The organism is Streptomyces sp. NPDC037288 (genome assembly GCF_055603265.1).
The window spans coordinates 57,511-81,706 of the sequence record NZ_JBVJVY010000029.1 but is presented as its reverse complement, the minus strand read 5'-3'; the positions used below and the strand labels follow the sequence as shown (position 1 = coordinate 81,706).

Here is a 24,196-nt window from a genome sequence, read left to right as displayed (position 1 = left end):
AGGGAGGATCGCACCCCCGCCGTCACCACACCCGCACCGACGCCCCCCGTGCGAACACCGGGCTGGTCGCGTCCGCCGGGGGTCGCGTCAGCGGTTCGGCGATCTCGGCCGCCGTCGGGCCCACCTTCGCGGCGATGGGGTCGAGGAGGCCGAGGTCGAAGCCGTAGACGCGGGCCGCGTTGCCGCCGAGCATCGCCGTGAGCTCGTCGTGGGGGACGCCCGCGTAGGCGAAGCGGAGGGCCTCGCGGGTGTAGGGATGGGTGCCCTCGTCGTGCGGGTAGTCGCTGCCCCACATGATCTTGTCGACGCCGATGCGGTCGCGCAGCGGCACCTCGTGCGGGCGCATGAAGCTGGCGCCGACGAAGCAGTGGTCCCGCCAGACCCGGGAGGGCGGCGCGCCCATACCGTCGGCCAGTCCGGCGCCGAACTTGGCCTCCGCGGTGTCCGCCCGCGTGGCCGCGGCGACCAGGCGGCCGTGGTAGTAGTCCAGCATGCCGAGCACCCCGGGGATCCAGCCGGAGCCCTGTTCGGTGAGGACCAGTCTCAGGTCCGGGTGACGGCGGAAGGCGCCGCCGAACACCAGGTGCCACAGGGCGCGGTGGGAGAACCAGGTCGTCTCCACCATGAACACCGCGCGGGCGGCGGGTTCCTCGCCGAGCGGCGGGGAGGCCGAGCCGGCGTGGTGGTTGACGGGGACGCCGAGTTCCGCGCAGGCGGCCCAGACCGGGTCGTAGGTGCGCGAGTACAGCTCGGGCAGGCCGGAGCCGGGCGGGGTGCCGGGCAGCATCAGGCCGCCCTTCAGGCCCGCCGACGCGGCCCACCGGATCTCCTTGACGGCCTCCTCGACGTCCCCGAGCAGGATCTGGAAGACGCCGGCCCGGCGGCCCGGCGCTGCCGCGCAGAAGTCCGCGAGCCAGCGGTTGTGGGCGCGCAGTCCGGCCCAGCGCCGCTCGAAGTCCTCGGCGCCCGGCGGCGGGGCCATGAGCGAGCCGGACGGGAAGAACGGCGGGATGGTGTTCGGGAAGATCACCTCCGCCACGATCCCGTCCGCCTCCAGCTCCGCGAGGCGCCGCTCGGAGTTCCAGTTGCGGTCGGCGGAGTCGGCGAGCAGGTCCTCGTAGGGGTTGACGTAGGTGGCCGCCCAGACGTCGAAGTCGTCGTGGTACCGCTTCTCCAGGTACGGCTTGTAGTCCAGGAGATCCGCTCCCGCGTGGCAGTCGGCGGAGATCACGGTGTAGCGGGTGTCGTTCACCGGGTCACCCCCAGAAACGGGAAGTCCTCGTCGGTCAGCCAGTGCCGGCCCGTCTCGCGTGAACGCGCCCAGGACTCCTCCACGGCCGCCTGGCCGGCCGGCTGTCCGAGGTCGGCGGGGGTCGGACCGATGCGGCGGGCGAGCGGCGCCAGCTTCTCGACGTCGAAGCCGAAGACCTCCGCCGCCGCGAGGCCCAGCATCCGGCGGGTCTCGCCCACCGGGATGTCGTGGAAGGTACGGCGCAGCCACGCGCGCGTGTCGGGCCAGGTGCCCTCGGGGTGCGGGAAGTCGCTGCCCCAGAGGATGTTGTCGACGCCGATCTCGTACCGCTGGGCCAGTTCGCGCCGCTTGGTGTTGGTGGCGCAGACGAACACCTGCCGGTCGAGGTACTCGTGCGGCGGGCGCTTCAGCTCCTCGAACGGGGAGAGCTTCTTGCCGCCGTGCGCGCCGAGGTAGAGGCGGTCCATGAACCACAGCAGGTTCGGCAGCCACCAGCAGCCGGACTCGGCGACGCCGAAGCGCAGACCCGGGTGGCGCTCGAAGACGCCGGACCAGAGCAGGAACCACAGCGGCCGGGCCGGCCACCAGGTCACCTCGCTCACAAAGATGCCGAGGTGGTCGCCGTACTCCGCACGCGGGGCGGCACCGGAGTGGGTGAGTACCGGCATGCCGCACTCGGCGGCGGCCGCCCACACCGGGTCGTAACGGCGGTCGTGGTACGGCTCCCTGCCGGCCCACATCGCCGGGATCATCAGCGCGCCGAGGCCGGACTCCCTGGCCCGGTGGATCTCGGCGACGGCCTCGGTCACCTCGCCGGTGACCGGCAACAGGGCGACCCCGCAGTGCCGTTCGGGGTGCTCGGACACGAACTCCGCGAGCCAGCGGTTGTGCGCCCGCGCGCCCGCCATGCCCAGGTGCGGATCCTGGTCGCCGGTCAGGCCGAGGCCCACGCCGAAGGGCGCGGCGGTGCGGCTGTCGACGGCGTCGGCGTCGGGGAAGACCACCTCGGCGGCCACGCCGTCCCCGTCCAGTTCCTTCAGGCGCTGCGCGGTGTCCCAGCCGCCGCGCAGGCCCTCCTCGTGGTCGCGGAACCACTGGTCGGCGAAGGCCTCGTTGCGGATGCCGAGCCGGGTCATCTCCTCGCGGCGCCGGCCCTGGCCCGCGAGGAACTCGTCGAAGTCCCGGTGGAAACGGCTTTCCAGATAGGGCCGGTACTCCTCGGTGGGGAGTCCGGCGTGGCAGTCGGAGGAGATGATCAGATAGGGGTCGTCGTATGCGCTCACCAGGGCCTCCGCTCAGTCCAGGACGAAGCTTTCGAGGTACGACGGGTTCGCCCGGTCCAGCATCGACCGGGCCCGCCCGCGGATCTGGGCGTCGCTGTGCTCGCTCGCCGGAAGCAGCCAGAAGCGGTCCGCCCGGATGCCGGTCACGACGAGGTCGGCGACCTCCTCGACGGGCGTGAAGCGGACCTCCTGGCCGGCCGCGCGCATCGCCGCCTCCCACTGCTCGAGGCTGCGGTAGGGGGTCCTGCGCGGGCGCTGCTTGGCGTAGCGGGCGGGGCGGTTGCGGTGCGACTCCCACAGGCCGGTGCGCAGCATGTGCGGGCCCGGGAAGAGCACCGAGGCGCCCACGCGCGCGTGCTCGGCCTTCAGGTGCGCGTACAGGGACTCGGTCAGGGTGACGACGGCCGCCTTGGTGACCGCGTACACGGAGGCCGTCGGCAGCGGTGCTATGCCGCCGTCACCGGAGGATGTATTGACCACGTGACCGGGCTGACCCGACTTGATCATCCTGGGCACGAACGCCTGGACGCCATGGAAGACCCCCCACACATTGACGGCGAAGGCCCACCGCCAGTCGTTCGGGTCGTGCTCCCACATCCGGCCCTCGGCGCCCGAGCCGACGCCCGCGTTGTTGCACAGGACGTGCACGGCGCCGTAGGTGTCGTACGCCGCCTCGGCCAGCTCCATGACCTGGGCGCGTTCGCCGACGTCGGCCACGCGCGCGTGCACGTCGGCGCCCTCGGCGCGCAGGGCGGCCGCGGCCTTGTCGAGTGCCGCCTCCTCGACGTCGGCGAGGACCACCTTCAGGCCCTCGGCGGCGAACCGGCGGGCCATCGCGAGCCCGACCCCGCTCGCCGCCCCGGTGACGACGGCGACCTGTCCGGCTTGCAGGTCCATGCGGCTCAGCCCCTTTCCGGCGGGGCGTCGAGGATCTGCAGCGGATCGTCGTAGCGCTGGTGGACGTACGGGAGCAGCGCCTGGGCGTCGACCCGTTCGACGACCCGGCCGCTCTGGTCGCCGGTCTTCTCGCCCAGGGTGATCTCGCGCAGGCGCAGCACCGGAAGGTCGGCCACGGGGTCGTACGCCGACTCGCGCAGGACGACCTCCCCGGTGACGCGCTCCAGCCGGCGCGCCTTCTCGTGGCGCACGCAGTGCACCAGTACCGGGTCGGTGTCGAATCCCGAACCGTCCACGGCGGGGAGGAACTTGAAGTAGAAGTCGGTCCTGCGGATCGGCTCCGGCAGGGGCAGTTCGCCGCCGACCGTGCCGCGCACCTCCACGAACGCGATGCCGTGCCGGGCCAGAACCGCGCGTACGCCGCCTCCGTCGCGCTCGACCGTCACCTCGCCGAGCTTCTTGGGCTCGCCGAAGACCTCGCGCCCGCCGGTGAGGGCACGCTCGTGGGTCATCGGCATGACCAGCGGGTACCAGCCCTCGGCCGTGCCGTGCGCGGCGGCGACCGCGAACGAGCCCGCGCCGAGGGGGTATCCCGGGAGGTCGACCTTGCTGATGGTCACCCGCACGAGCGGGCTGCCGGTGGGTTTGAGGGGTGGTGGCAGGACCGCGGCGACCGCGTCCGGGTCGGTCTCCCAGACAGCCACCACGCCGGTGGACCAGATGTCGGGAATCCGCGCGCTCGTGGCGCGTGCCGCGGCGATCTCCCGCTCGGTCCGTGCGCCGTACCGTACGCGTGCCATACGCCGTACCACCTCTCTCCTGACGGATCGTCAGCTGTAACACAGTTACAGCAGACTCCGTGCGGGGTAAAGGCACGTGCAGGCAATGGGGTTGGGGGCGATCATGGCGAGTGGCCCGAGAGGTGCGCTGAGCCGCCAGACGGTGCTGGACGCCGCCACGGGGCTGGTGCGGCAGCACGGCCCGGACGCCCTGACCATGCGCAAGCTGGCCGCCGAGCTGGGCACCGCCGTGACGTCGATCTACTGGCACGTCGGGGGCCGCGAGGCGCTGCTCGACGCGCTCGTGGAGCGGACCGTGGCCGACCTCGGCGAGATCCGGCCGGTGGGCCGCACGCCGGAGCAGCGCGTGGTGTCCGTCGCGCGGGCGCTGCGCCGCCGGCTGCGCGACCACCCGCATCTGGTGGCCCTGGTGCACGAACGAGGCCTGACCGAGCGGATGTTCCTGCCCGCGCAGCAGGTCCTGGTGCGCGAGGCGCACGCGGCCGGGTTGCGTGGCGCGCGGGCCGCCGAGTTCGTCCGCGCGGTGCAGTTCCAGGCCGTCGGGCATGTGCTGGTGGAGCGCAACCGCGAGCGGGCGCCGGCAGAGCATCCCGGCGAGGAGGAACTGTGGCGTGCGGTATCGGCGGGGGACGACCCGGCGCTGGCGCGTGCGCTGGCCCGCCCGGTGGACACCGAGCGGCTGTTCGTGACGGCCGTACGAGCGCTGGTGCGGTCCCTGCTGCCACCGGCCTCTCCCACCCGCCCACCCGACTCGGCCGGCTGAGGGGCTCAGGGCGGGCGCGCATGCGCGGCGGCGACTTCACGGCACCCGTCAACCTGCCGCCGCGCCGCACGCGCGCGTGTGCGACGGGTTCGCCGGCCAGGGCGCGGGCCCGGCACGAACGGCGCCCACCGGGCCGCTCCGGCGCGGTCGGCCGAGAAGCGCGGGCCGACGCCCTCGGGCTGCGCTTTCCGTCTGACAGGGGGTGAGCCGGGCGGCACGCTCATGTGTGCGGCGGTCGAGCGGCCGGGCGGGGAACCGGCTGTCCCGGCGCCACCTGTGGGACCCCGTTGTCAGTCGTGGCCCGTATCCTCAATGACCATGCTCGAAGACCGTGCGACCGCAGTGTCCTCCCCCACCCAGTGGCCGGCCGCGTATCCGAAGGGATACGCGGTCGTTGACGTGGAGACCACCGGCCTGGCCCGGGACGACCGGATCATCTCGGCGGCCGTCTACCGGCTGGACGGGCGCGGCGAGGTCGAGGACCACTGGTACACGCTGGTCAACCCGGAGCGCGATCCGGGACCGGTGTGGATACACGGTCTGACGAGCGAGGTGCTGGAAGGGGCGCCGCTCTTCTCGGACGTCGCCGAGGAGTTCGCGGCCCGGCTGGACGGCCGGGTGCTGGTCGCGCACAACGCCGTCTTCGACTGGCAGATGATCGCGCGCGAGTACGCGCGCGCGAAGCGCGAGGCGCCGGTGCGTCAGCGGCTGTGCACCATCGCGCTGTCGAAGGAGCTGGCGCTGCCGCTGCCCAACTTCAAGCTGGAGTCGCTGGCGGCGCACTACGGAGTCGTACAGCAGCGGGCGCACCACGCGCTGGACGACGCGCGCGTGCTGGCGGAGGCGTTCCGGCCCAGTCTGCGGGCCGCGGCGGCGGGCGGTGTACGGCTGCCGCTGCTGGAGTGCCGGCCGCTGACGGAGTGGTCGGACCGTCCGGTGCCCCGGCAGTCGTCCGGTGGATCCGGGGGCTACGGCGGCTACCGGTCCGGCAGTTGGCGCCCCTCCCGCAAAAGACCCGCATGCCCCCACCCCAACCCAGGGCGCTACGAAGACGGCAAACGCCTCAAACAGGGCATGCGGGTGGCGTTCTCCGGAGACACGTCCGTCGAGCGCGAGCTGCTGGAGGACCGGGCCACCGAGGCCGGCCTGCACGTGGCGTCCAGCATCTCCCGGCTGACCAGCCTGCTGGTGACCAACGACCCCGACTCGGGCACGTCCAAGGTGGTCAAGGCACGCCAGTTCGGCACGCCGGTCGTCGACGAGGCCGCGTTCGGGCAGCTGCTGCGGGACGTCGAGCCCGCCGACGAGTGATCGTACGGATGAGTGATTGGCACACGACTCACCCGCAACCCGCTCGCCCTGGCCGCGACGACGACTCACTCTGTGGCGCATGGCGAAATGTGAAGTCTGCGGCAATGACTACGGCATGACCTTCGAGGTCCACGCACAGGGCGCGGTGCATGTCTTCGACTGCTTCTCCTGCGCGATCCACCGTATGGCCCCCATCTGCGAGCACTGCCGGGTGCAGATCATCGGCCAGGGCGTGGAGGCCGACGACAAGTGGTACTGCGGCGCCCACTGCGCCCGGGCAGAGGGCAAGACGGGCATCGTCGACCGGGTGTGACCCGGTACCCGCCTGAATGCACCCCACGGCTCGGAGGTACCGTCGTGGGGTGCACCGCTACCGCTTCCTGTTGTCCCGCCAGTGGGTCATCCTCACGCTCGTCGCGATCGCGCTGATCCCGACGATGATCAGGCTGGGCTTCTGGCAGCACCACCGGTACCTGGAGCGCACCGCCCGCAACGACCTGGTCTCCTCGGCACTGCACGCGAAGCCGGTCCCGGTCGAGCGGCTGACCTCCCCCGGGCACGCCGTGACCCGCACCGAGAGGTACCGCACGGTCACCGCGACCGGCACCTTCGACACCGCCAAGGAGGTCGTGGTCCGGCGCCGGACCAACTCCGACGGCGAGGTCGGCTTCCACGTGCTCACCCCGTTCGTCCTGACCGACGGCAAGGTGCTGCTCGTCAACCGCGGCTGGATCCCCGCGGGCGGTGTCCAGACCGCCTTCCCGAAGATCCCCGCCCCGCCTGCCGGCCGCATCACCGTCACCGGGCGGCTGATGGCCGACGAGACGACCGCAGCCAGCGGCATCAAGAACGTCAAGGGGCTCCCCGACCGGCAGATCATGCTGATCAACAGCGCGGAGGAGGCGCACCGGCTCGGTGCGCAGGTGCTGGGCGGCTATGTCGAGCAGACGGCGCCCACGGCCAGGGGCGGCTCCCCGGAGCAGATCTCCGACCCCGGCAGCGAGGACGCCCCGCTGAACTACGCGTACATGATCCAGTGGTGGCTGTTCGCCGCGGCCGTCCCGGTCGGCTGGTGGTGCCTGGTGCGGCGGGAGATCCGCGACCAGGAGGAGGCCGCGGCGGAGGCGAAGCCGGAGGAGCCGGCACCGGCCGCGGTGTGACCGCGGGTTTCCCGGGGACGGCTTCACTCCCCCGGCGCACCCCCTGATTGGCCCCCTGGTCCGCCGGGAAGCCGCATCCCGTGGACGCGCGCATCGAGGACTACGCCCTCATCGGTGACGAACAGACCGCCGCGCTGGTCGGCAGGGACGGCTCGATCGACTGGCTGTGCCTGCCGCGCTTCGACTCCGGCGCCTGCTTCGCGAAGCTGCTGGGCGACGAGGACCACGGCTACTGGCGGATCGCCCCCCAGGGAGCGGACACCTGCACGCGCCGCGCCTACCGCTCCGACACCCTCGTCCTGGACACCGAGTGGGAGACCGACGACGGCACGGTCCGGGTCACCGACCTGATGCCCCAGCGCGACCGCGCCCCCGACGTCGTACGCATCGTCGAGGGGGTCAGCGGCCGGGTCACCGTCCGCAGCACCCTCCGTCTCCGCTTCGACTACGGCTCGATCACGCCGTGGGTGCGCCGCTCGGACGGGCACCGGGTGGCCGTCGCGGGGCCGGACTCGGCCTGGCTGCGCTCCGAGCCGGCCGTGCGCACCTGGGGCGAGGACTACGGCACCCATTCCGAGTGCGCCCTCGGCGAAGGCGATCGGGTCGCGTTCGTGCTCACCTGGCACCCCTCGCACGAGCGCCGGCCGCCGCTCGTCGACCCTTACGAGGCCCTGGAGAGCAGCGTCTCCGGCTGGCGGCGCTGGGCCCGCCAGTGCCGCTACGACGGCCCCTACCGGGACGTGGTCGTGCGGTCCCTGATCACTCTGAAAGCCCTCACCTACGCCCCGACCGGCGGGATCGTCGCCGCGGCCACCACCTCGCTGCCCGAGCAGCCCGGCGGCGTGCGCAACTGGGACTACCGGTACTGCTGGCTGCGCGACTCGACCCTCACCCTCGGCGCGCTGCTCACCGCCGGCTACCACAAGGAGGCCGAGGCCTGGCGCAACTGGCTGCTGCGCGCGGTCGCGGGCGACCCGGCCGAACTGCAGATCATGTACGGCGTCGCGGGCGAGCGGCGGCTGCCGGAGACGGAACTGCCCTGGCTGCCCGGCCTGGCCGGTTCCTCCCCCGTGCGCGTCGGCAACGGCGCCGTCGACCAGCTCCAGCTCGACGTGTACGGCGAGGTGATGGACTCGCTGTCGCTGGCCCGTGCGTCGGGCCTGCCGACCCGGCCGCACATGTGGGCCCTGCAGCGCTGCCTGATGCAGTTCCTGGAGTCGGCGTGGCGGCAGCCGGACGAGGGCCTGTGGGAGGTGCGCGGCGGCCGGCGCCAGTTCGTGCACTCCAAGGTGATGGTGTGGGTGGCCGCCGACCGGGCCGTGAGGACGCTGGAGCAGCACAAGGAGCTGGACGGCGACCTGGACGGCTGGCGCAGACTCCGCGACGAGGTCCACCAGGAGGTGTGCGAGAAGGGCTTCGACCCCGAGCGCACCACCTTCACGCAGTCCTACGGCTCCCGCGAACTCGACGCGGCGCTGCTGCTCATCCCGCGCGTCGGCTTCCTGCCGGCCGACGACCCGCGGGTGGTCGGCACGGTCGACGCGATCCGCGACGACCTCGGGCACGGCGGCTTCCTGCGCCGCTACGACACCGAGGACTCGACGGTCGACGGACTGCCGAGCGGCGAGGGCGCCTTCCTGGCCTGCTCGTTCTGGCTGGCCGACGCGCTGCACATGACCGGCCGGACGAAGGAGGCACGGGAGCTGTTCGAGCGGCTGGCGGGCCTGGTCAACGACGTGGGGCTGCTGGCCGAGGAGTACGACCCCGTCCGCGGCTGCCAGCTGGGCAACTTCCCGCAGGCCTTCAGCCACATCGCGCTGGTGAACACCGCGCTCACGCTGTTCGGCGACGACCGGGCAGGATAGGGCCATGGATCTTGGACTGAAGGACCGGGTGTACGTCGTCACCGGGGCGACCCGCGGGCTGGGCAACGCCGCCGCGCGGGAACTCGTCGCCGACGGGGCGAAGGTCGTGATCAGCGGACGGGACGAGAAGCGGGTGGCCGACACCGCCGCCGAACTGGGCGCGAACGCGGTCGGCGTCGCCGTGGACAACGCCGACGCGCAGGCTCCGGAGCGGCTGATCGCGGCCGCGCGTGAGCGCTTCGGCGCGTTCCACGGCGTGCTGGTGAGCGTGGGCGGGCCGGCGCCGGGGTTCGTCGCGGACAACACCGACGAGCAGTGGCGGGACGCGTTCGAGTCGGTGTTCCTCGGTGCGGTGAGGATCGCGCGCGCGGCGGCGGCCGAACTGGAGCCGGGCGGGGTCATCGGGTTCGTGCTGTCCGCGTCGGTGCACGAGCCGATTCCGGGGTTGACCATCTCCAACGGGCTGCGGCCGGGACTCGCCGGGTTCGCCAAGTCCCTCGCGGACGAGCTGGGGCCGCGCGGGATCCGGGTGCTGGGGCTGCTGCCGTCGCGTATCGACACGGATCGCGTGCGGGAGCTGGACGGGTTGTCGGCGGATCCTGAGGCCACCCGGGCTGCGAACGAGTCCAGGATTCCGTTGCGGAGGTATGGGGCGCCGGAGGAGTTCGGGAAGGTGGCGGCGTTCTTGCTGTCTCCGGCCGCGTCCTACCTGAGCGGAGTCATGTTGCCCGTGGATGGCGGGATGCGGCACGGTTTCTGACGGCCGTCAGGTGAGCAGGGTCCTCAAGTAACCCTCTGCGCACGGTGCTTGACCGCCCTCAGCCGCACCTCCGCCGGAAGTGACGCCAGGCCCGCCGAGCGGCGTGCGTGAGCCCATGCCCGGGTCGTGAACCCGGTCAGGACCGCCGCCGGGTCCGCCCCCGGCTCAAGGTGGAGCCGGCCCCTCGTCGTGGGCCTCGTACGGCGGCCTCGCAGCAGGATCTCGGCGTGGGCCACGCCCTCCTGCTGGACGGCGTCCTGGGCCAGGGCCGACTCCAGGGCCCTGGCGCGCAGGAGGGCGCGGCCGCCGTCGCCGGTGTCGACCAGGATCTCGGTCAGCCGGCGGCGGCGCAGGGCCGTCGTGAGCCACCACAGGGCGAGCAGGACGACGAGGGTCAGGCCGCCGACGACCGTGGCCCACCACCAGTCGGTACCCCGCCAGCGGGTGCGTTCGGCCCGGGTGAGCAGGACGTCGTGCGGGCCGGTGTGGATCCACCAGGAAGGCGGCGGGGCGCCCAGGCCGACGGCCAGCACGGCGCCGCCGAGCGCGAGCAGGAGCAGGCCGAGGAGGGCCAGCACGAGGCGGTGCGGGCCGATCCCGCGCATCGACGTCACCCCTTTCGTCCGGGCCGGGTCACCTGTACGGACAGCGTGAGCGGCCGGGTCAGGCCGAGACCCCGGACCGCGTCCGTGAGGACGGTGACCAGGTCGGCGCGTACGTCGTCCACATCGCGGAAATGAGATACGGCACGGACGCCGGCCTTCTTGCGACGCACCCGCACGCGGACGGCGCGGACCCCGGACACGTCCATGGCCCGGTCGCGCAGCAGGAGCGCCGCCGCGTCGCGCCGGAGTGCGGCGCGGACCTCGGGGTGCGGGCGCCGCATGGGCAGCAGACCGCGCAGGCCGGGGGTGACCGCGAGGACGATCAGCCACAGGCCGAGAACGGCGACGACGGCCGCGCCGGTCAGCACCCAGGTGTCGTCCAGGGGCCGTTCGGCCAGTTGCCGGGCCAGGGCGCGCCGCCAGTGCATGGCGGGGTGGTGGGCTCGTACGGCGGCGATGTCGTACAGCAGGAGCCCGGCGCCGGCCAGCAGCAGGACCGCTGCGACGGCGGCCGGGACGCGGCGCGGCGACCAGAAGCGGCCGCTGCCTTCCCCGGGGGCGGGCGGGCTGGTTCCGGGGTCCTTGTCGAGGGTCGGGGTGGTCGTCCGGGGCTCGCTCATCACGCCCTCCCGTGCGGTGCCGGGTGCAGCCGCTCGACCTGGACGGTGACCTCGGGCACCGTCATGTCCACCAACGCACCTACCCGCTCGGCGACCTGGCGACGCACGGCAGCGCAGTGGGCGCCGATGTCGCACGGATAGCCGAGTTCGAGATGGACGCGTACCCGCGCCGCCTCGCGGTGGACGACGACCGTGGCGTGCGGGGCCGCCGCGTCGGCGGGCAGCGGCGGCAGCGCCTCGCGGGCCGCCTGCGTGGCGATCTTCGCCACGACCCGGTCGGCGATCCGGGTGGAGCCGCGCTCACCTGGCGGCACGAGGGCCGACGCCGTGCGCGTCACGCCGGTCTCGGCGGCCACCGCCGGTCACCGCCGCCGGTCGCGCCGGTCGACGCGGGTGCGGAAGAACTCACCCAGGTCCAGGTCGCCGTCCGCGAACCGGCCGAGGACGAACCCGAGCGCACCCAGGGCCGCCACCAGCAGGAAGGCGGCGAAGCCGCCGAAGTACCCGGCGAAGCCCAGCGCCATTCCGGCGATCATGCCGATCACTGCCATGCTCATGCGGCGCTCCTCAGCTCGTCGGGTGTGCGGGACCGGGTCGCCGGCGCGTCACTGGATGCGCGGCGGCTCGGGCTCCTCTTCCTCTTCTTCGGGCAGTTTGACGTCGCTGACCGCGATGTTGACCTCGACCACCTCGAGTCCGGTCATGCGTTCCACGCCGGCGATCACGTTCTCCCGTACGGCGCGGGCGACATCGGTGATCGACACGCCGTAGTCCACGACGATCTCCAGGTCCAGCGCGGTCTGCACCTCGCCGACCTCGGCCTTCACGCCCCGCGTCACCGACTTGGAGCCGCCCGGCACCCGGTCGCGCACGGCGCCGAAGGTGCGGGCCAGGCCGCTGCCCAGGGCGTGGACGCCGACCACGTCGCGGGCCGCGAGACCGGCGATCTTCTCCACGACGCCGTCGGCGATCGTCGTCCGTCCGCGCGCCGCCGGATCGCCGCCACCGCGCCGGGTGGCCTTACGGGTCGTCACCTGCGGTTCCTGGTCGCCCTCGGGGGTCGTCGTCATGTCGGTCATCGCCGTCCGTCCCTTTCGGTCGTCACCCCCCTGTTCGTCCCCTGCGACCACCGTATGCAAGGTTCCCCGGTCGCGCGCCGGTGATACGGCAGGCTGGTGGAATGACGGCGGAGCGATGGACACAGGCCGCACAGGCCGCACAGGCCGTACGGCATCAAGGGGCGCTGGGCCGGCTGCTGCCGCTCGGTGGGCCGCATGACGGCGCCTGGATCGCGGAGGGCGCGGCCGGGGCGGTACTGGAACGTGCGGTGGCGGCCGGGGTACCGGGGGTGCGGCTGGGGGCGCTGCGGATCACGCTCGCCGACGAGGGGGAGACGCGCGAGCCCGTCGTACCGGCTCCGCCGGGCGCGCTGCCGCCGGGCGCGCTGCGGCTGACGGCGGACTTCGCCGCGCCGGCGGACGAGCCGCTGCCGGCGGTGGCGTCCCGCGTGCGGCTGGCCCTGGCGACGGCCGCGGCGGAGCGGCTCGGGCTCGCGGTGACGGAGGTGGACCTGCGGGTGACCGACCTGCTGGAGACGGAGGAGGCGGCCCCCAAGCCGCGGGCGCCACGGCCGGCACCCGCGCGGCGGCCCACGGACCCGGAGGAGGCCCGGGTGGCCGGGGCCGCACTGACCGTCCCCGGGGTGACCGGTCTGACGGGCTCCCTGGGCGGTCTCGGCCGGGCGGTACGTCTTGAGGAGCGCACGACCGGTACGGCGCTACCGCACCGGCACGTGCGCGTGGAGGTGACGACCGGCCCGGACCACCGGGCCGTGGAGGTGGCCCGGCGGGTCCGCGAGGTCGTCCGGGACGTGCTGGAGGACCGCCCGACGGTAGCGGTGCTGATCACGGCAGTGGACTAGCGGGCCGCCGCCGCTGCGGGCCGCCGCCTCGCAGGGGGCCCGTACCAGCGCAGGGCTCATTCGCCGACGCCGGCCAGGTCCCGCAGTCGCCGAGCCTGAGCAGCCCGCTCGGCCGCACGCTGCTCGTCGTACGTACGGTCAACGGCACCACGGAGCAACGCCTTGGTCTCCACCACCGCATCCCGCGGCGCGGCCAACAGCGCTGCCGCCAAGTCCCGCACCGCGTCGTCCAGTTGACCACCCGGCACGGCGACGTTGGCCAGGCCCGACGCCACCGCCTCCGCCGCCCCGACGAACCGCCCGGTCGCGCAGATCTCCAGCGCGCGGGCATACCCGACGAGACCGACCAGCGGGTGCGTGCCGGTCAGGTCGGGTACGAGGCCGAGGCTGGTCTCGCGCATGGCGAACTGCACGTCGTCCGCGACGACCCGCAGGTCGCAGGCGAGCGCGAGCTGGAAGCCGGCCCCGATGGCGTGCCCTTGGACGGCGGCGATGGACACGATGTCGTTGCGCCGCCACCAGGTGAACGCCTCCTGGAACTCGGCGATGCTCGCGTCGAGCCCGGCGTCGTCACGGCGTGCCAGGTCGATGAAGTTCGGCTCGCCCGGGATCCCCTCCGGGGTGAACATCTGCCGGTCGAGACCGGCGGAGAAGGACCTGCCCTCACCACGCACCACGACGACACGGACGGACCCCGGCAGCAGCCGCCCGGCCTCGGTGAGCGCCCGCCACAGGGCGGGGCTCTGCGCGTTGCGCTTGGCCGGGTTGGTCAGCGTCACCGTGGCGAGCGCGTCGTCGACGGTGAGCCGTACGCCGTCCTTGTCGAGTACAGGAGCGAGGTCCTGGTCGGGCGAAGCCATGGGGCGCCTCCGATGGGTGCGGTCATCCGGGCATGCCGGGGGCATGCTTAAGTGACTGCACAGTAACCACCCGGCCGATCAGATCGCCGACCGGGTGGCCACCATCGAAGCCGGTGGGCCGCCCGGAGTCAGGACGAAGCGGCCTTCTTGCCCCGGGTCGCTCCGCCACGCCCACGGAGCGTGACGCCCGACTCGCTGAGCATCCGGTGTACGAAGCCATACGAGCGGCCGGTCTCCTCGGCCAGCGCCCGGATGCTCGCACCGGAGTCGTACTTCTTCTTCAGGTCTGCCGCGAGCTTGTCGCGCGCGGCGCCGGTCACCCGGCTGCCCTTCTTCAGAGTCTCGGCCACCCGTGCCTCCTCATGGGAAGTGCGCTCTGGTCTCCTCATGATCACCCCTCTTGGGCGTGATGGCCACCCATTCGGCAAGGTCCGTAAGACATCGTTGTGACGACAGGAGCCGATCCCCACAAGCGGAACACGCAATTCCATGGAGTGGTGTCCGCACGGCCGAACGGGTGGATTCGCGAAGTACCAGGTCAGCGACGCGAAGCGGCCGACCCCTTGGCGCGCAGGGGATCGGCCGCGAAATCCGTGTACGACACACCCCGATACGAGGAGATCTCACACAGATGATGGATCACGGATCGGCCGAATGATCCATACGCAGTGGATCACGCCAGGGCGACAAGGTCCGCGTAGTCGGAGCCCCACAGATCCTCGACGCCGTCCGGCAGCAGGATGATCCGCTCGGGCTGCAGCGCCTCGACGGCGCCCTCGTCGTGGGTGACGAGGACGACCGCGCCCTTGTAGGTGCGCAGGGCGCCGAGGATCTCCTCACGGCTCGCCGGGTCGAGGTTGTTGGTGGGCTCGTCGAGGAGGAGCACGTTCGCCGAGGAGACGACGAGGGTGGCCAGGGCGAGACGGGTCTTCTCACCGCCCGAGAGGACACCGGCCGGCTTGTCGACGTCGTCGCCGGAGAACAGGAACGATCCCAGCACCTTGCGGACCTCGACCAGGTCCATGTCGGGAGCGGCCGAGCGCATGTTCTCCAGGACCGTGCGGTCGGCGTCGAGGGTCTCGTGCTCCTGGGCGTAGTAGCCGAGCTTGAGGCCGTGACCGGCGACGACCTGGCCGGTGTCGGGCTTCTCGACGCCGCCGAGGAGGCGCAGAAGGGTGGTCTTGCCGGCGCCGTTGAGGCCGAGGATGACGACCCGCGAGCCCTTGTCGATGGCGAGGTCGACGTCGGTGAAGATCTCCAGCGAGCCGTACGACTTCGACAGGCCCTCGGCCGTCAGCGGGGTCTTGCCGCAGGGCGCGGGCTCCGGGAAGCGCAGCTTGGCGACCTTGTCGGACATCCGGACCTCGTCGAGGCCGGAGAGCAGCTTCTCGGCCCGGCGGGCCATGTTCTGCGCGGCGACCGTCTTGGTGGCCTTGGCACGCATCTTGTCGGCCTGGGCGTTGAGGGCGGCGGCCTTCTTCTCGGCGTTGGCGCGCTCCCGCTTGCGGCGCTTCTCGTCGGCCTCGCGCTGCTGCTGGTAGAGCTTCCAGCCCATGTTGTAGACGTCGATCATGGAGCGGTTCGCGTCCAGGTAGAACACCTTGTTGACGACCGTCTCGACCAGGTCGACGTCGTGGGAGATCACGATGAAGCCGCCGCGGTACGTCTTCAGGTAGTCCCGCAGCCAGATGATCGAGTCGGCGTCGAGGTGGTTGGTCGGCTCGTCGAGGAGCAGGGTGTCCGCGTCGGAGAACAGGATGCGGGCCAGCTCGATACGGCGGCGCTGACCACCGGAGAGGGTGTGCAGCGGCTGACCGAGGACGCGGTCGGGCAGGTTCAGCGCGGCGGCGATGGTGGCGGCCTCGGCCTCGGCGGCGTACCCGCCCTTGGTGAGGAACTCCGTCTCCTGGCGCTCGTACTGCTTGAGGGCCTTCTCGCGGGTGGCGCCCTTGCCGTTGGCGATGCGCTCCTCGTTCTCGCGCATCTTGCGGATGAGCACGTCGAGCCCGCGCGCGGACAGCACCCGGTCCCGGGCGAGGACGTCCAGGTCGCCGGTACGGGGGTCCTGCGGGAGGTAGCCGACCTCGCCGGAGCGGGTGATCTGGCCGGCGGCGGGGATGCCCTCGCCCGCGAGGCACTTGGTGAGGGTGGTCTTGCCCGCGCCGTTGCGGCCGACGAGACCGATGCGGTCGCCCTTGGCGACACGGAAGGTGGCGTTCTCGATGAGGACGCGCGCACCGGCGCGCAGCTCGATACCGGAGGCGGAGATCAAGGACAGACTCCAGGGCGTACAGGGGTTGGCGGGTGGGCGGCTGAGGACGTTCCCGCCGTCTAATGCGCGAGGAGAATGGCCATGGGATAAGTCTAACGGGGCCGTGCAAGCGGTTTTTCTACGTCCGCGCGTTCGGACCGGGCCGCGGAAGATCGTTGCCGAGGGGCGTGCGGTCGGGGGTGATCCGCCCGAGGTCGTCCAGGGCCACGAGCTGCCCGGTCCAGGCGCCTCGCAGGCAGGGCTGGGCGATCAGCAGGGCCGCACCGCGCCGTACGGCGCCCTCCGGCCGGAACGCGCAGTCGGCGCGGGCGGGCAACACCCAGCGCAGATCGCCGTCGGCGAGGCGGTACGCGGAGACGCGGTGCGGGGTGACGACCGCGAGGATGCCGTGGCCGAGGGGGCGCAGGACACCGGTGCCGCCCTGGGCGGGGAGCCACTCGGCCGCGTCGGGCAGCGCCCGGTGCCAGCGGACCGAGCGGCCGTCCGTGCCGGTGAGCAGCCCGTCCTCCCACAGCGCGATCGCCTTCTCGCCGGCGGTCAGCACGGCGACCGGCCGATGCCCCACGCGCGCGTACCGCCAGCGCGGCACGCCGGTGCGGGTGTCGTAGGCGACCACGACGGCACCCCGCGCACGGGACGTCCACGCTCCGGCCTCCGGCTGCAGCTGCCCGGGCGCGGCCGGCACGAAGCGGTCTGCGTACGGGACCGGCCGGACGTGATGAGCGACACCGAGCAGAGCGACGGCGAGGAGGACGCCACAGAGCACAGCGCACACACGGCGCACAGGACGCGCAGGACGCACAGGGCGCACATCGAGCACGTGACGCACGCGCGCGGTACGGCCGTGAGGCGTTGCGCGGCGTGGGGTGTCCGGGGTGGCGCGGGGCGTTGCGCGCAGTGGCCCGGCGGGGGTGTGAGGCGGGTGGTTGGCGGGTGGTGGGGTGGCCACCTGTCCCCCTTCGGTGTCCTCGGCCGCGGAATCAGGCGCAGAGCGTAGTCGCGGGCGGCGGGTGGGGGCCGGTGCCGGAGCGGACGGGGGCGGGAAGTCGCCCGTTCGGGTGTGGGTCCGGGGGTGCGGCGGTACGGCGGTGCAGACGGCGCAGGCTTCGGACGGTGCGCGCCGGTGTGGGCAGGGGACGAAGCGGCAGCCGGATCCCGGGCACCGCGAGGTCTGTCCGGACCTGGGTTCGGCAGCGGCAGCAGGCGTTGTCAGTGGCGGCTGCGAGACTGAACGAGACGCCACGGAACCGACGCACGAAGGAGTGATCGGCATGGCAGGTACGGGCGGCGGACGGCCGAGCCTCTTCCCCACAGTGCTGTACGCGGACGCCAAGGCGGCGATACGGCAGCTCACGGAGGCCCTCGGCTTCACCGAACTGTCGGTGTTCGAGACGCAGGACGGCAAGGTGATGCACGCCGAGCTGGTCCAGGGCAACGGCGCGGTGATGATCGGCTCCAAGGGGCGGGGCGGCCTGTTCGACACGGCGATGAAGGACGCGGGCCCCGCCGGGGTGTACGTCGTCGTGGACGACGTGGACGCCCACCACCAGCGGGCCCTGGAGCACGGCGTGGAGATCCTCATGCCCCCGACCGACCAGGACTACGGCTCGCGTGACTACATGGCCCGCGACGCCGAGGGCAACATCTGGAGCTTCGGGACGTACGCCCCGGAGCTCGGCGCCTGACCTCCGGGCGGCCCGGCCCGGGGCCGGCTCACCCTCCGGTGTGCACCTGGAAAGCGGCGCGGCGCACGGCCTTGGCGAGGGCCGGGTCGGGGTGTGCGGCGGCGAGCGCGACCAGGACCTGCACGGTGCGGGGGTGCCCGACGGCGCGGACCTCGTCGAGCAGCCGGGGGACCGTCGGCTGCACCGCGGACTCCAGATGCCGGACCAGCATCGGCGCCTCACCGTGGTCGGCGACGGCCGCGGCGGTGTCCACCCACAGCCAGGTCGCCTCCTCACGGGTCAGGACCTCATGGGCGTCCTCCGGGTCGGCGCCGTCGTGCTCGGCGAGCCACAACAGGGCGTACGGCCGGACCGCGGGCTCGTCCACGACGGCGCGTACGTCGGGCTCGGCAGGGGCGCCGACGACGCGCAGCGCCTCGAAGGCCAGGCCGCGCAGCAGGGCGTCCTCCCCGCGTGCGGCCTGGATCAGCTCGGTGACGGCGCTGCCGACGGGGCGGGCGGCGAGCCAGGCGCGGTATTCGGCGCGGGCGGCGTTGGGGCGCAGCTGGGCGCAGCCGCGGAGCATGTCCTCGGCGGACTGCTCGATGTTGCCGGCCGGGCTCTGCGCGGCCACGCAGATCTGCTCCAGCTTGACCCAGACCGCCCAGCTGCCCAGCGGGGTGAGGGTGGCCTGCCCGCCGCCGTAGGTCAGCGCGCCCACGGCGGCGAGGGCCCGCAGCGCCCAGTCGAGGAGCGGGGCGAGCGGGGTGGATGCGCCGGCGGCTGCGCGGTCGCCCGGGCTCGGGGCCACCACCGGCTGCCCGGGCCCGTACGCGGCCGGCTGCCCGGATCCGTGCGTGACCGGCTGCCCGGTGCCGGGCTCGGCCGGCTGCACGGGAACCGGCTCGGCCGGCTGCCGGGCTCCCGGGACCGCCGGCCGCACGGGGCCGGAGCCGGTGGGGTGGTGGGTGCCGGGCTCGTAGGGGACCTCACAGCGCTCGGTGCGTAGTTCGGTGACCCGCTGCTGGAGCAGGTCGAGCAACTGCTCGACCGGCACGGGGCCGGCGGACAGCTGGAGGAAGGAGAGCACCTGCGGCATGGCCGAGACGACCTCGGCGACGGCGGACGGCTCGTACTCCTCGGGTTCCGGGGAGGCGAGCGACCAGGCGTCGAAGAGGGCGACCCAGCCGCGCAGCACGGCGCTGTCGTCGCGGTCCCAGGCGCGCAGCCGCCAGCCGGGGCGCGCGCTGTCGCCGTGCACCTCGACGAGTCCGGCGAGGCGTGCGGTGTCCCAGTCGGCGCGGACCTGAGCGGCGCTCAGGCCCAGGTCGGCGGCGGCGCGCTCGGCGGTGACGGCGGAGAGGGTGGCCTTGCCGTCGGCGGTGGCGGCGTCGCTGCCGGGGCCGAGTGCGGCGTCGGCCCAGCGGGCTACACGGACCGGGCCGGCCAGCCCGGTGCGTGCCATTCTCGCCAGTTCGGCGGGGGCGGGCGTGCCCTCCGGCGGCCGGGGTGCGGGGCGGCGCGGGCGCCGCTGGTTCACAGCTCTGGGGGCGGCGGCCAGGGGTCGCGGTCGGACGAGTCGGAGCCTGGAGTCGCGCGGGATACGGGACGTCACGGGTGCAGTCTTCCGGTTGACGGTCCGAAAACCCAAACGGAATGTCACTGGGGGCGACGGGGGTGGCCAAGGCACGGGGTTCGGTCAGGGGCGAGGTGGGGTGATCAAGCCAGTCGTACGACCTTAAACGGAATGCCCCGCACCGGGCGGGCCGCGAGTCCGCAGGCCCGCGTCCGGGGATCAGGAGCCTCACATCAGAGGGGTCAGGAAGCGGCGCAGCCGCTCCTCGTACTCCTTCGGGTCGGCGTTCCACATCGCCGCGTGCGGAGCCTTGGCCACGGTGTTCAGGGCGACCAGATCGGCGCGGCGGTGGGCGAGCCGGCGGGAGAACTCCCAGGGGGCCACCTGGTCGTCGGGACCGTGGAAGACCAGGGTCGGTACGGCGAGCCGGTCGGGGTCGGTGATCTCGACCACCCGGTCGGTGTGCAGGCCGGCCCGGCCCTGTGCGGCCCGCACGGCGAGCGGCAGCAGCGGCTGCGGGGTGTGGCGCGCCTGGGCGAGGGCGCGCAGCGTGGCCTCCCAGCTGAGAACCGGGGAGTCCAGGACCAGTCCGACGATGCGCTCGCGCACCACGGAGTACTCGGCGGCGCGCAGGGCCATGGTCGCGCCGGTGGACCAGCCGAACAGGACGACCCGGCGGGCGCCGTAGCGGACGGCGTAGCGGATGGCCGCGTCCAGGTCCCGCCACTCGGTCTCGCCGAGGTGGTTCAGGCCGTCCGGCGGGCGCGGGGCACCGAGGTCGCCCCGGTAGGCGAGGGCGAGGACCGGGAGCCTGCGGGCGTGCAGGAAGCCCATGACGTTCATGGCCTGTTCCCGGGTGGCGCCCAGGCCGTGCACGGCGATCACCCAGGTGTCCCGCCGGCCGGGTACGAACCAGGCGGGCAGTTCGCCGAGTTCGCCGGGCACGTCGATGTCGGCGTGGTCGAGGCCGAGGGCGGCGGACGGATTGCCGATGTACAGGTTCGGGGTGAGCCACACCGCGTCGCCGGGGGCGAACGTGCCGTGCGTGACGCGTTCCAGGCGGCGTACGACGGTGTCGGCCGCGTGCCCGGCCGCCTCCAGGACGGGGCCGACGACCGCGTGGGAGCCGTCGCCGGACAGGCCGTAGGTGCCGGGGCGCAGCGCTGCCAGGTCGCGGGTGAGCGTGATCTGGCCGGCGGCCGTGCCGTGCACGGTGAGGCGGGGCTCGGTGGGCAGCGGGCGGCCCGGGGGCGCCTTCAGCGCTGCGTCGCTGGCGAGCCGGCCCACGGCCACGGAGGCCAGGCCGGCGGCAAGAGCCGCGGTGAGTGCGGTGGCGGTCGCTGTGACGGGACGCACGCGTCCAGTGTCGTGGGGGTTGCCGCCACCGGCCAGCCGGCAGGCGGGGCCAGGTGAGGGGCGTCGGGGGGTGGGTGGGTTCGGTACCTCCCCCACTGCCTTCAGGGACCCCCGGGGGGTTCGCCGTGGCTGGGCGCGGCCGCGGCGGACGACAGGGACCGGGGCGAGCAGCCGGGCGAGTCGACCGGAAAGGCGTGGGAGCGAAGAGCTGGGCGGCACTGGGTCACCTCCGTTGGCCATACTCCTTCAAGCGTTCCCCGGCTTCGCTCAGTTGTGCCTCGGTCAGCAGGGACGGGGTGAGGCCCGGCACCGAGGACGCCGTCAGCCACAGGCGGCACATCCACTCCAGCTGGGCGGTGCGGTCGTAGGCCTGGTCGAGGCCGGCGCCGTAGGTGAGCGTGCCGTGGTTCTGCAGCAGGCAGCCGGAGCGGCCCGCCAGGGCGCGGAGCATGTTCTCGGCCAGCTCGTCGGTGCCGTAGGTGGCATAGGGGGCGACACGGACGGGGCCGCCGAGGACGCCGGCCATGTAGTGGACCAGCGGCAGCTCGGGCACGAGCGTGGAGACCGCCGTCGCGTGCACGGCGTGGGTGTGGACGATCGCGCGGGCGTCGGTGGTGCGGTAGACGGCGAGGTGCAGGGGCAGCTCGCTGGTCGGCACCAGTGTGCCGAGCACCTGGCGTCCGGCGAGGTCGACGCCGGTGAGGTCGTCCGGGGTGAGCCGGTCGTACGGCACGCCCGACGGGGTGACGAGCACGAGGTCGCCGACGCGTGCCGAGACGTTTCCGGAGGTGCCGACCACCAGCCCGTCGGCTACGGTCCGCCGCGCCGTCGCGACCAGTTCCGCCCAGATACGTTCCCGTTCCGCGTCCCGCCGCTGTTCAGCCATGCCGTGATCCTGCCAGCCGCGCCCGCGCAAAGGGGGGTGGCGGTCGCTTCGGGCCGGAAGTGCGCACCCCCGAACGGGTGGAAATCAGAGGGAATCGCCGCACATGAGGCGCTGATTCGATGATCGCCGGGCCTTCAATGTCTGCCTTGCCCGCCGGACGTTCCGCCGTCCGCCGACCCGGGGAGACACATGGCCCGTGAACGCACTCGCCTCCGTCGCCGCGCCGGTGTCCTCGTGGCGGCCACGGCGGCGCTCGCCCTCGTGGGCACCGCGCCCGCGGCGGCCGGCCCCTGGGCACCGGCCGCGGCCAAGCCCCGCGGACACGACGTCTCGTCGCACCAGAAGCGGGTCGACTGGCCGGCCGCCCGGTCCAAGGGCGCGCGGTTCGTCTACGTCAAGGCGACGGAGTCCACGGACTACCGCAATCCCTACTTCTCCCAGCAGTACGACGGCGCGCGCAAGGCGGGCCTGGTCCGGGGCGCCTACCACTTCGCCCGGCCGGACAAGTCCTCCGGCGCCAAGCAGGCCGCGTACTTCGTGCGGCACGGCGGCGGCTGGCGGGCGGACGGCTGGACGCTGCCACCCGCGCTCGACATCGAGTACAACCCGTACGACAAGAAGCACAAGTGCTACGGGATGGGCAAGAAGCGGATGGTCCGCTGGATCCGGTCCTTCAGCAACGAGGTCAGGCGGAAGACCGGCCGCCGCCCGGTGATCTACACGACCACCCAGTGGTGGAAACTGTGCACCGGCAACAGCCGCGCGTTCTCCGGCAACCCCCTGTGGATCGCCCGACACGGCACCTCGCGGCCGGGGAAGCTGCCGGGCGGATGGCAGTACTGGACCATCTGGCAGTCCGGCACCAAGGGCCGGCTGCCGGGTGACCAGAATCTCTTCAACGGGTCCACGAGCCGGCTGCGGACCCTCGCGCGGGGCCGGTAGCCATGGGGCGCCTGGGCCGCGGGGGCCGAACGGAACACCACTCCCTCCCTACGGACACCGCGACGCCCGCCTCAGTTCATCTTCCGTTCACCCAGGTTGCCTACGTTCGTCCAGCCAATGACCTCGAACGATTGCCTGGGTAAATGGAAAGCTTCTCGCTGATCCTCGCGATTGTGGTGGTAACCGCACTCGCGTTTGATTTCACGAACGGTTTCCACGACACCGCGAACGCGATGGCCACCACCATCTCCACAGGCGCCCTGAAGCCGAAGATCGCGGTAACCATGTCCGCCGCCCTCAACCTGGTCGGCGCCTTCCTCTCCGTGGAGGTCGCGAACACGATCTCCAAGGGTCTCGTCGACGAGGCCGGCATCCGTCCCGAGGTCATCTTCGCCGCCCTGGTCGGCGCGATCCTCTGGAACCTGCTGACCTGGCTGGTGGGTCTGCCGTCCAGTTCCTCGCACGCCCTGATGGGCGGTCTGATCGGCGCCACCGTCGCCTCCGCCGGCTTCGGTGCCGTGCACGGCGACGTGCTGGTCACCAAGGTGCTGCTGCCCGCGGTCGCCGCGCCGGTCGTGGCGGGCCTGGCGTCGCTGCTGGCCACCCGCTTCTCCTACGGCATCGGTGGCAAGGCCGAGAGCGAGGCCACCCGCAAGGGCTACCGCGCCGGCCAGATCGCCTCCGCCGGCCTGGTCTCGCTCGCCCACGGCACCAACGACGCCCAGAAGACGATGGGCATCATCACCCTCGCGCTGATCGCGGGCGGCGCCATCGCCCCGGGCTCCAACCCTCCCACCTGGGTCATCCTCTCGGCCGGCCTGGCCATCGCGCTCGGCACCTACATCGGCGGCTGGCGCATCATCCGCACCATGGGCACGGGCCTGACCGACCTGGAGCCGCGCCAGGGCTTCGCCGCCCAGACCAGCGCCGCCACCGCGATCCTGGCCTCGTCCCACCTGGGCTTCTCGCTGTCCACCACGCACGTCGTCTCCGGTTCGGTGATGGGCGCGGGCCTCGGCCGCAAGGGCGGGGTGGTCCGCTGGTCCACCGCGACCCGGATGGCCGTCGCCTGGGTGCTCACCCTCCCGGCCGCCGCGCTGGTCGGCGCGGGCGCCGAGTCCGTCACGGACCTCGGTGACTGGGGCACCGCCGCGGTCGCCGTCTTCCTGGTCGCCGCGAGCGCCGCGATCTGGAAGATCTCCCGCCGTGAGGTCGTCGACCACACCAACGTCGCCGCCGACACCGAGGAGCCGGCCGGCGTGGTGACCACCGCCATCGCCGCGGTGACCCCGCCCCCGGCGGGCACGCTCGCCGGCGACCTGACGGCGACGATCGCCTCCCCGGCCGCCGCCGAGCCCGCGACCCCGGCCGCCCCGCCGGCCGCCACCGTCTGACCCCGGTCA

The 24,196-nt window shown here is 73.1% G+C and carries 26 protein-coding genes; 10 read left to right on the top strand and 16 right to left on the bottom strand.

The window, feature by feature from the left end; all coding sequences use genetic code 11:
• Positions 1-22: 22 nt before the first annotated feature.
• The 4 genes from ACZ7GZ_RS28410 to ACZ7GZ_RS28395 are packed head-to-tail and all read right to left on the bottom strand — an operon-like array spanning position 23 to position 4,232.
• Positions 23-1,252, bottom strand: coding sequence for an amidohydrolase family protein (locus ACZ7GZ_RS28410; RefSeq protein WP_471028459.1), 1,230 nt, complete (start codon positions 1,250-1,252; stop codon positions 23-25).
• The gene (locus tag ACZ7GZ_RS28405; protein WP_471028457.1) at positions 1,249-2,535 is read right to left on the bottom strand and encodes an amidohydrolase family protein; all 1,287 of its coding nucleotides are present in this window, start codon (positions 2,533-2,535) and stop codon (positions 1,249-1,251) included. Before ACZ7GZ_RS28405 ends, ACZ7GZ_RS28410 begins: the two co-directional genes overlap by 4 nt.
• A gap of 12 nt (positions 2,536-2,547) precedes the next feature.
• Complete coding sequence (locus ACZ7GZ_RS28400; RefSeq protein WP_471028456.1) at positions 2,548-3,432, bottom strand: SDR family NAD(P)-dependent oxidoreductase; 885 nt, start codon at positions 3,430-3,432, stop codon at positions 2,548-2,550.
• A gap of 5 nt (positions 3,433-3,437) precedes the next feature.
• Positions 3,438-4,232 (bottom strand): acetoacetate decarboxylase family protein, encoded by a 795-nt coding sequence (locus ACZ7GZ_RS28395; RefSeq protein WP_471028454.1) that lies wholly within the window; start codon positions 4,230-4,232, stop codon positions 3,438-3,440.
• A 103-nt stretch (positions 4,233-4,335) separates the two neighbouring features.
• Here ACZ7GZ_RS28395 and ACZ7GZ_RS28390 point away from each other — a divergent pair, with 103 nt between their 5' ends.
• The 6 genes from ACZ7GZ_RS28390 (at position 4,336) to ACZ7GZ_RS28365 (ending at position 10,091) form a co-directional block, all read left to right on the top strand.
• Positions 4,336-4,995 (top strand): TetR/AcrR family transcriptional regulator, encoded by a 660-nt coding sequence (locus ACZ7GZ_RS28390; RefSeq protein WP_471028452.1) that lies wholly within the window; start codon positions 4,336-4,338, stop codon positions 4,993-4,995.
• Between the two features lie 318 nt (positions 4,996-5,313).
• Positions 5,314-6,306: a DEDDh family exonuclease gene (locus tag ACZ7GZ_RS28385; protein WP_471028451.1), complete on the top strand. Its 993-nt coding sequence runs from the start codon at positions 5,314-5,316 to the stop codon at positions 6,304-6,306.
• A gap of 79 nt (positions 6,307-6,385) precedes the next feature.
• The gene (locus tag ACZ7GZ_RS28380; RefSeq protein WP_471028449.1) at positions 6,386-6,619 is read left to right on the top strand and encodes a hypothetical protein; all 234 of its coding nucleotides are present in this window, start codon (positions 6,386-6,388) and stop codon (positions 6,617-6,619) included.
• A gap of 49 nt (positions 6,620-6,668) precedes the next feature.
• Positions 6,669-7,466 carry an SURF1 family cytochrome oxidase biogenesis protein gene (locus ACZ7GZ_RS28375; RefSeq protein WP_471028448.1) on the top strand — a complete coding sequence of 266 codons (798 nt, stop codon included), beginning with the start codon at positions 6,669-6,671 and terminating at the stop codon, positions 7,464-7,466.
• 80 nt (positions 7,467-7,546) lie between these two features.
• The gene (locus tag ACZ7GZ_RS28370) at positions 7,547-9,331 is read left to right on the top strand and encodes a glycoside hydrolase family 15 protein (protein ID WP_471028447.1); all 1,785 of its coding nucleotides are present in this window, start codon (positions 7,547-7,549) and stop codon (positions 9,329-9,331) included.
• A gap of 4 nt (positions 9,332-9,335) precedes the next feature.
• Complete coding sequence (locus tag ACZ7GZ_RS28365; RefSeq protein WP_471028446.1) at positions 9,336-10,091, top strand: SDR family oxidoreductase; 756 nt, start codon at positions 9,336-9,338, stop codon at positions 10,089-10,091.
• A 23-nt stretch (positions 10,092-10,114) separates the two neighbouring features.
• Here the strand turns inward: ACZ7GZ_RS28365 and amaP are convergent, their stop codons facing one another.
• From amaP to ACZ7GZ_RS28340, 5 genes are read right to left on the bottom strand one after another with little or no spacing between them, the layout of a single operon-like run.
• Positions 10,115-10,696: an alkaline shock response membrane anchor protein AmaP gene (gene amaP / locus ACZ7GZ_RS28360; protein ID WP_471028444.1), complete on the bottom strand. Its 582-nt coding sequence runs from the start codon at positions 10,694-10,696 to the stop codon at positions 10,115-10,117.
• Between the two features lie 5 nt (positions 10,697-10,701).
• The gene (locus ACZ7GZ_RS28355) at positions 10,702-11,316 is read right to left on the bottom strand and encodes a DUF6286 domain-containing protein (protein ID WP_471028443.1); all 615 of its coding nucleotides are present in this window, start codon (positions 11,314-11,316) and stop codon (positions 10,702-10,704) included.
• Positions 11,316-11,672, bottom strand: a complete 357-nt coding sequence (locus tag ACZ7GZ_RS28350) for an Asp23/Gls24 family envelope stress response protein (protein WP_471028441.1) — start codon at positions 11,670-11,672, stop codon at positions 11,316-11,318. The genes ACZ7GZ_RS28355 and ACZ7GZ_RS28350 overlap by 1 nt, the downstream gene beginning before the upstream one ends.
• Before the next feature lie 6 nt (positions 11,673-11,678).
• On the bottom strand, positions 11,679-11,873 hold the full coding sequence (locus ACZ7GZ_RS28345) for a hypothetical protein (RefSeq protein ID WP_471028440.1): 195 nt from the start codon (positions 11,871-11,873) through the stop codon (positions 11,679-11,681).
• 48 nt (positions 11,874-11,921) lie between these two features.
• Positions 11,922-12,395 (bottom strand): Asp23/Gls24 family envelope stress response protein, encoded by a 474-nt coding sequence (locus tag ACZ7GZ_RS28340; RefSeq protein WP_471028439.1) that lies wholly within the window; start codon positions 12,393-12,395, stop codon positions 11,922-11,924.
• A 101-nt stretch (positions 12,396-12,496) separates the two neighbouring features.
• On the opposite strand from ACZ7GZ_RS28340, the gene ACZ7GZ_RS28335 reads away from it, so the two are divergent.
• Complete coding sequence (locus ACZ7GZ_RS28335) at positions 12,497-13,237, top strand: nucleopolyhedrovirus P10 family protein (protein WP_471028437.1); 741 nt, start codon at positions 12,497-12,499, stop codon at positions 13,235-13,237.
• A gap of 56 nt (positions 13,238-13,293) precedes the next feature.
• On the opposite strand, the gene ACZ7GZ_RS28330 is transcribed toward ACZ7GZ_RS28335, so the two are convergent.
• The 4 genes from ACZ7GZ_RS28330 to ACZ7GZ_RS28315 all read right to left on the bottom strand — a co-directional run bounded on the left by ACZ7GZ_RS28330 (position 13,294) and on the right by ACZ7GZ_RS28315 (position 17,144).
• On the bottom strand, positions 13,294-14,097 hold the full coding sequence (locus tag ACZ7GZ_RS28330; RefSeq protein WP_471028436.1) for an enoyl-CoA hydratase/isomerase family protein: 804 nt from the start codon (positions 14,095-14,097) through the stop codon (positions 13,294-13,296).
• Positions 14,098-14,225: 128 nt separating this feature from the next.
• Positions 14,226-14,447 carry a helix-turn-helix domain-containing protein gene (locus ACZ7GZ_RS28325; protein ID WP_004002281.1) on the bottom strand — a complete coding sequence of 74 codons (222 nt, stop codon included), beginning with the start codon at positions 14,445-14,447 and terminating at the stop codon, positions 14,226-14,228.
• 323 nt (positions 14,448-14,770) lie between these two features.
• The gene (locus ACZ7GZ_RS28320) at positions 14,771-16,369 is read right to left on the bottom strand and encodes an ABC-F family ATP-binding cassette domain-containing protein (protein ID WP_471028434.1); all 1,599 of its coding nucleotides are present in this window, start codon (positions 16,367-16,369) and stop codon (positions 14,771-14,773) included.
• A 118-nt stretch (positions 16,370-16,487) separates the two neighbouring features.
• A complete protein-coding gene (locus tag ACZ7GZ_RS28315) occupies positions 16,488-17,144 on the bottom strand; it encodes a PQQ-binding-like beta-propeller repeat protein (RefSeq protein ID WP_471028433.1) in 657 nt (218 codons plus the stop codon).
• 496 nt (positions 17,145-17,640) lie between these two features.
• Here ACZ7GZ_RS28315 and ACZ7GZ_RS28310 point away from each other — a divergent pair, with 496 nt between their 5' ends.
• The gene (locus ACZ7GZ_RS28310) at positions 17,641-18,054 is read left to right on the top strand and encodes a VOC family protein (RefSeq protein ID WP_471028432.1); all 414 of its coding nucleotides are present in this window, start codon (positions 17,641-17,643) and stop codon (positions 18,052-18,054) included.
• A gap of 28 nt (positions 18,055-18,082) precedes the next feature.
• Here ACZ7GZ_RS28310 and ACZ7GZ_RS28305 read toward each other — a convergent pair whose 3' ends face one another.
• The 3 genes from ACZ7GZ_RS28305 to ACZ7GZ_RS28295 all read right to left on the bottom strand — a co-directional run bounded on the left by ACZ7GZ_RS28305 (position 18,083) and on the right by ACZ7GZ_RS28295 (position 21,851).
• On the bottom strand, positions 18,083-19,498 hold the full coding sequence (locus tag ACZ7GZ_RS28305) for a hypothetical protein (protein ID WP_471028430.1): 1,416 nt from the start codon (positions 19,496-19,498) through the stop codon (positions 18,083-18,085).
• Between the two features lie 339 nt (positions 19,499-19,837).
• On the bottom strand, positions 19,838-20,965 hold the full coding sequence (locus ACZ7GZ_RS28300; RefSeq protein ID WP_471028429.1) for an alpha/beta hydrolase: 1,128 nt from the start codon (positions 20,963-20,965) through the stop codon (positions 19,838-19,840).
• 223 nt (positions 20,966-21,188) lie between these two features.
• On the bottom strand, positions 21,189-21,851 hold the full coding sequence (locus ACZ7GZ_RS28295; RefSeq protein ID WP_471028427.1) for a class II aldolase/adducin family protein: 663 nt from the start codon (positions 21,849-21,851) through the stop codon (positions 21,189-21,191).
• A 189-nt stretch (positions 21,852-22,040) separates the two neighbouring features.
• Here ACZ7GZ_RS28295 and ACZ7GZ_RS28290 point away from each other — a divergent pair, with 189 nt between their 5' ends.
• A complete protein-coding gene (locus ACZ7GZ_RS28290; RefSeq protein WP_471028426.1) occupies positions 22,041-22,793 on the top strand; it encodes a lysozyme in 753 nt (250 codons plus the stop codon).
• A gap of 143 nt (positions 22,794-22,936) precedes the next feature.
• Positions 22,937-24,187 carry an inorganic phosphate transporter gene (locus ACZ7GZ_RS28285; protein WP_471028424.1) on the top strand — a complete coding sequence of 417 codons (1,251 nt, stop codon included), beginning with the start codon at positions 22,937-22,939 and terminating at the stop codon, positions 24,185-24,187.
• The last annotated feature ends 9 nt before the right edge of the window (positions 24,188-24,196 follow it).

Bases quoted from the DNA above. Each gene is read 5' to 3' on its own strand.
- ACZ7GZ_RS28345 (WP_471028440.1), bottom strand. From the start codon at position 11,873: ATGAGCATGGCAGTGATCGGCATGATCGCCGGAATGGCGCTGGGCTTC.
- ACZ7GZ_RS28390 (WP_471028452.1), top strand. From the start codon at position 4,336: ATGGCGAGTGGCCCGAGAGGTGCGCTGAGCCGCCAGACGGTGCTGGAC.
- ACZ7GZ_RS28295 (WP_471028427.1), bottom strand. From the start codon at position 21,851: ATGGCTGAACAGCGGCGGGACGCGGAACGGGAACGTATCTGGGCGGAA.
- ACZ7GZ_RS28385 (WP_471028451.1), top strand. From the start codon at position 5,314: ATGCTCGAAGACCGTGCGACCGCAGTGTCCTCCCCCACCCAGTGGCCG.
- ACZ7GZ_RS28400 (WP_471028456.1), bottom strand. From the start codon at position 3,432: ATGGACCTGCAAGCCGGACAGGTCGCCGTCGTCACCGGGGCGGCGAGC.
- ACZ7GZ_RS28290 (WP_471028426.1), top strand. From the start codon at position 22,041: ATGGCCCGTGAACGCACTCGCCTCCGTCGCCGCGCCGGTGTCCTCGTG.
- ACZ7GZ_RS28285 (WP_471028424.1), top strand. From the start codon at position 22,937: ATGGAAAGCTTCTCGCTGATCCTCGCGATTGTGGTGGTAACCGCACTC.
- amaP (WP_471028444.1), bottom strand. From the start codon at position 10,696: ATGCGCGGGATCGGCCCGCACCGCCTCGTGCTGGCCCTCCTCGGCCTG.
- ACZ7GZ_RS28305 (WP_471028430.1), bottom strand. From the start codon at position 19,498: ATGGCACGCACCGGGCTGGCCGGCCCGGTCCGTGTAGCCCGCTGGGCC.
- ACZ7GZ_RS28380 (WP_471028449.1), top strand. From the start codon at position 6,386: ATGGCGAAATGTGAAGTCTGCGGCAATGACTACGGCATGACCTTCGAG.
- ACZ7GZ_RS28335 (WP_471028437.1), top strand. From the start codon at position 12,497: ATGACGGCGGAGCGATGGACACAGGCCGCACAGGCCGCACAGGCCGTA.
- ACZ7GZ_RS28365 (WP_471028446.1), top strand. From the start codon at position 9,336: ATGGATCTTGGACTGAAGGACCGGGTGTACGTCGTCACCGGGGCGACC.
- ACZ7GZ_RS28355 (WP_471028443.1), bottom strand. From the start codon at position 11,316: ATGAGCGAGCCCCGGACGACCACCCCGACCCTCGACAAGGACCCCGGA.
- ACZ7GZ_RS28330 (WP_471028436.1), bottom strand. From the start codon at position 14,097: ATGGCTTCGCCCGACCAGGACCTCGCTCCTGTACTCGACAAGGACGGC.
- ACZ7GZ_RS28395 (WP_471028454.1), bottom strand. From the start codon at position 4,232: ATGGCACGCGTACGGTACGGCGCACGGACCGAGCGGGAGATCGCCGCG.
- ACZ7GZ_RS28340 (WP_471028439.1), bottom strand. From the start codon at position 12,395: ATGACCGACATGACGACGACCCCCGAGGGCGACCAGGAACCGCAGGTG.
- ACZ7GZ_RS28310 (WP_471028432.1), top strand. From the start codon at position 17,641: ATGGCAGGTACGGGCGGCGGACGGCCGAGCCTCTTCCCCACAGTGCTG.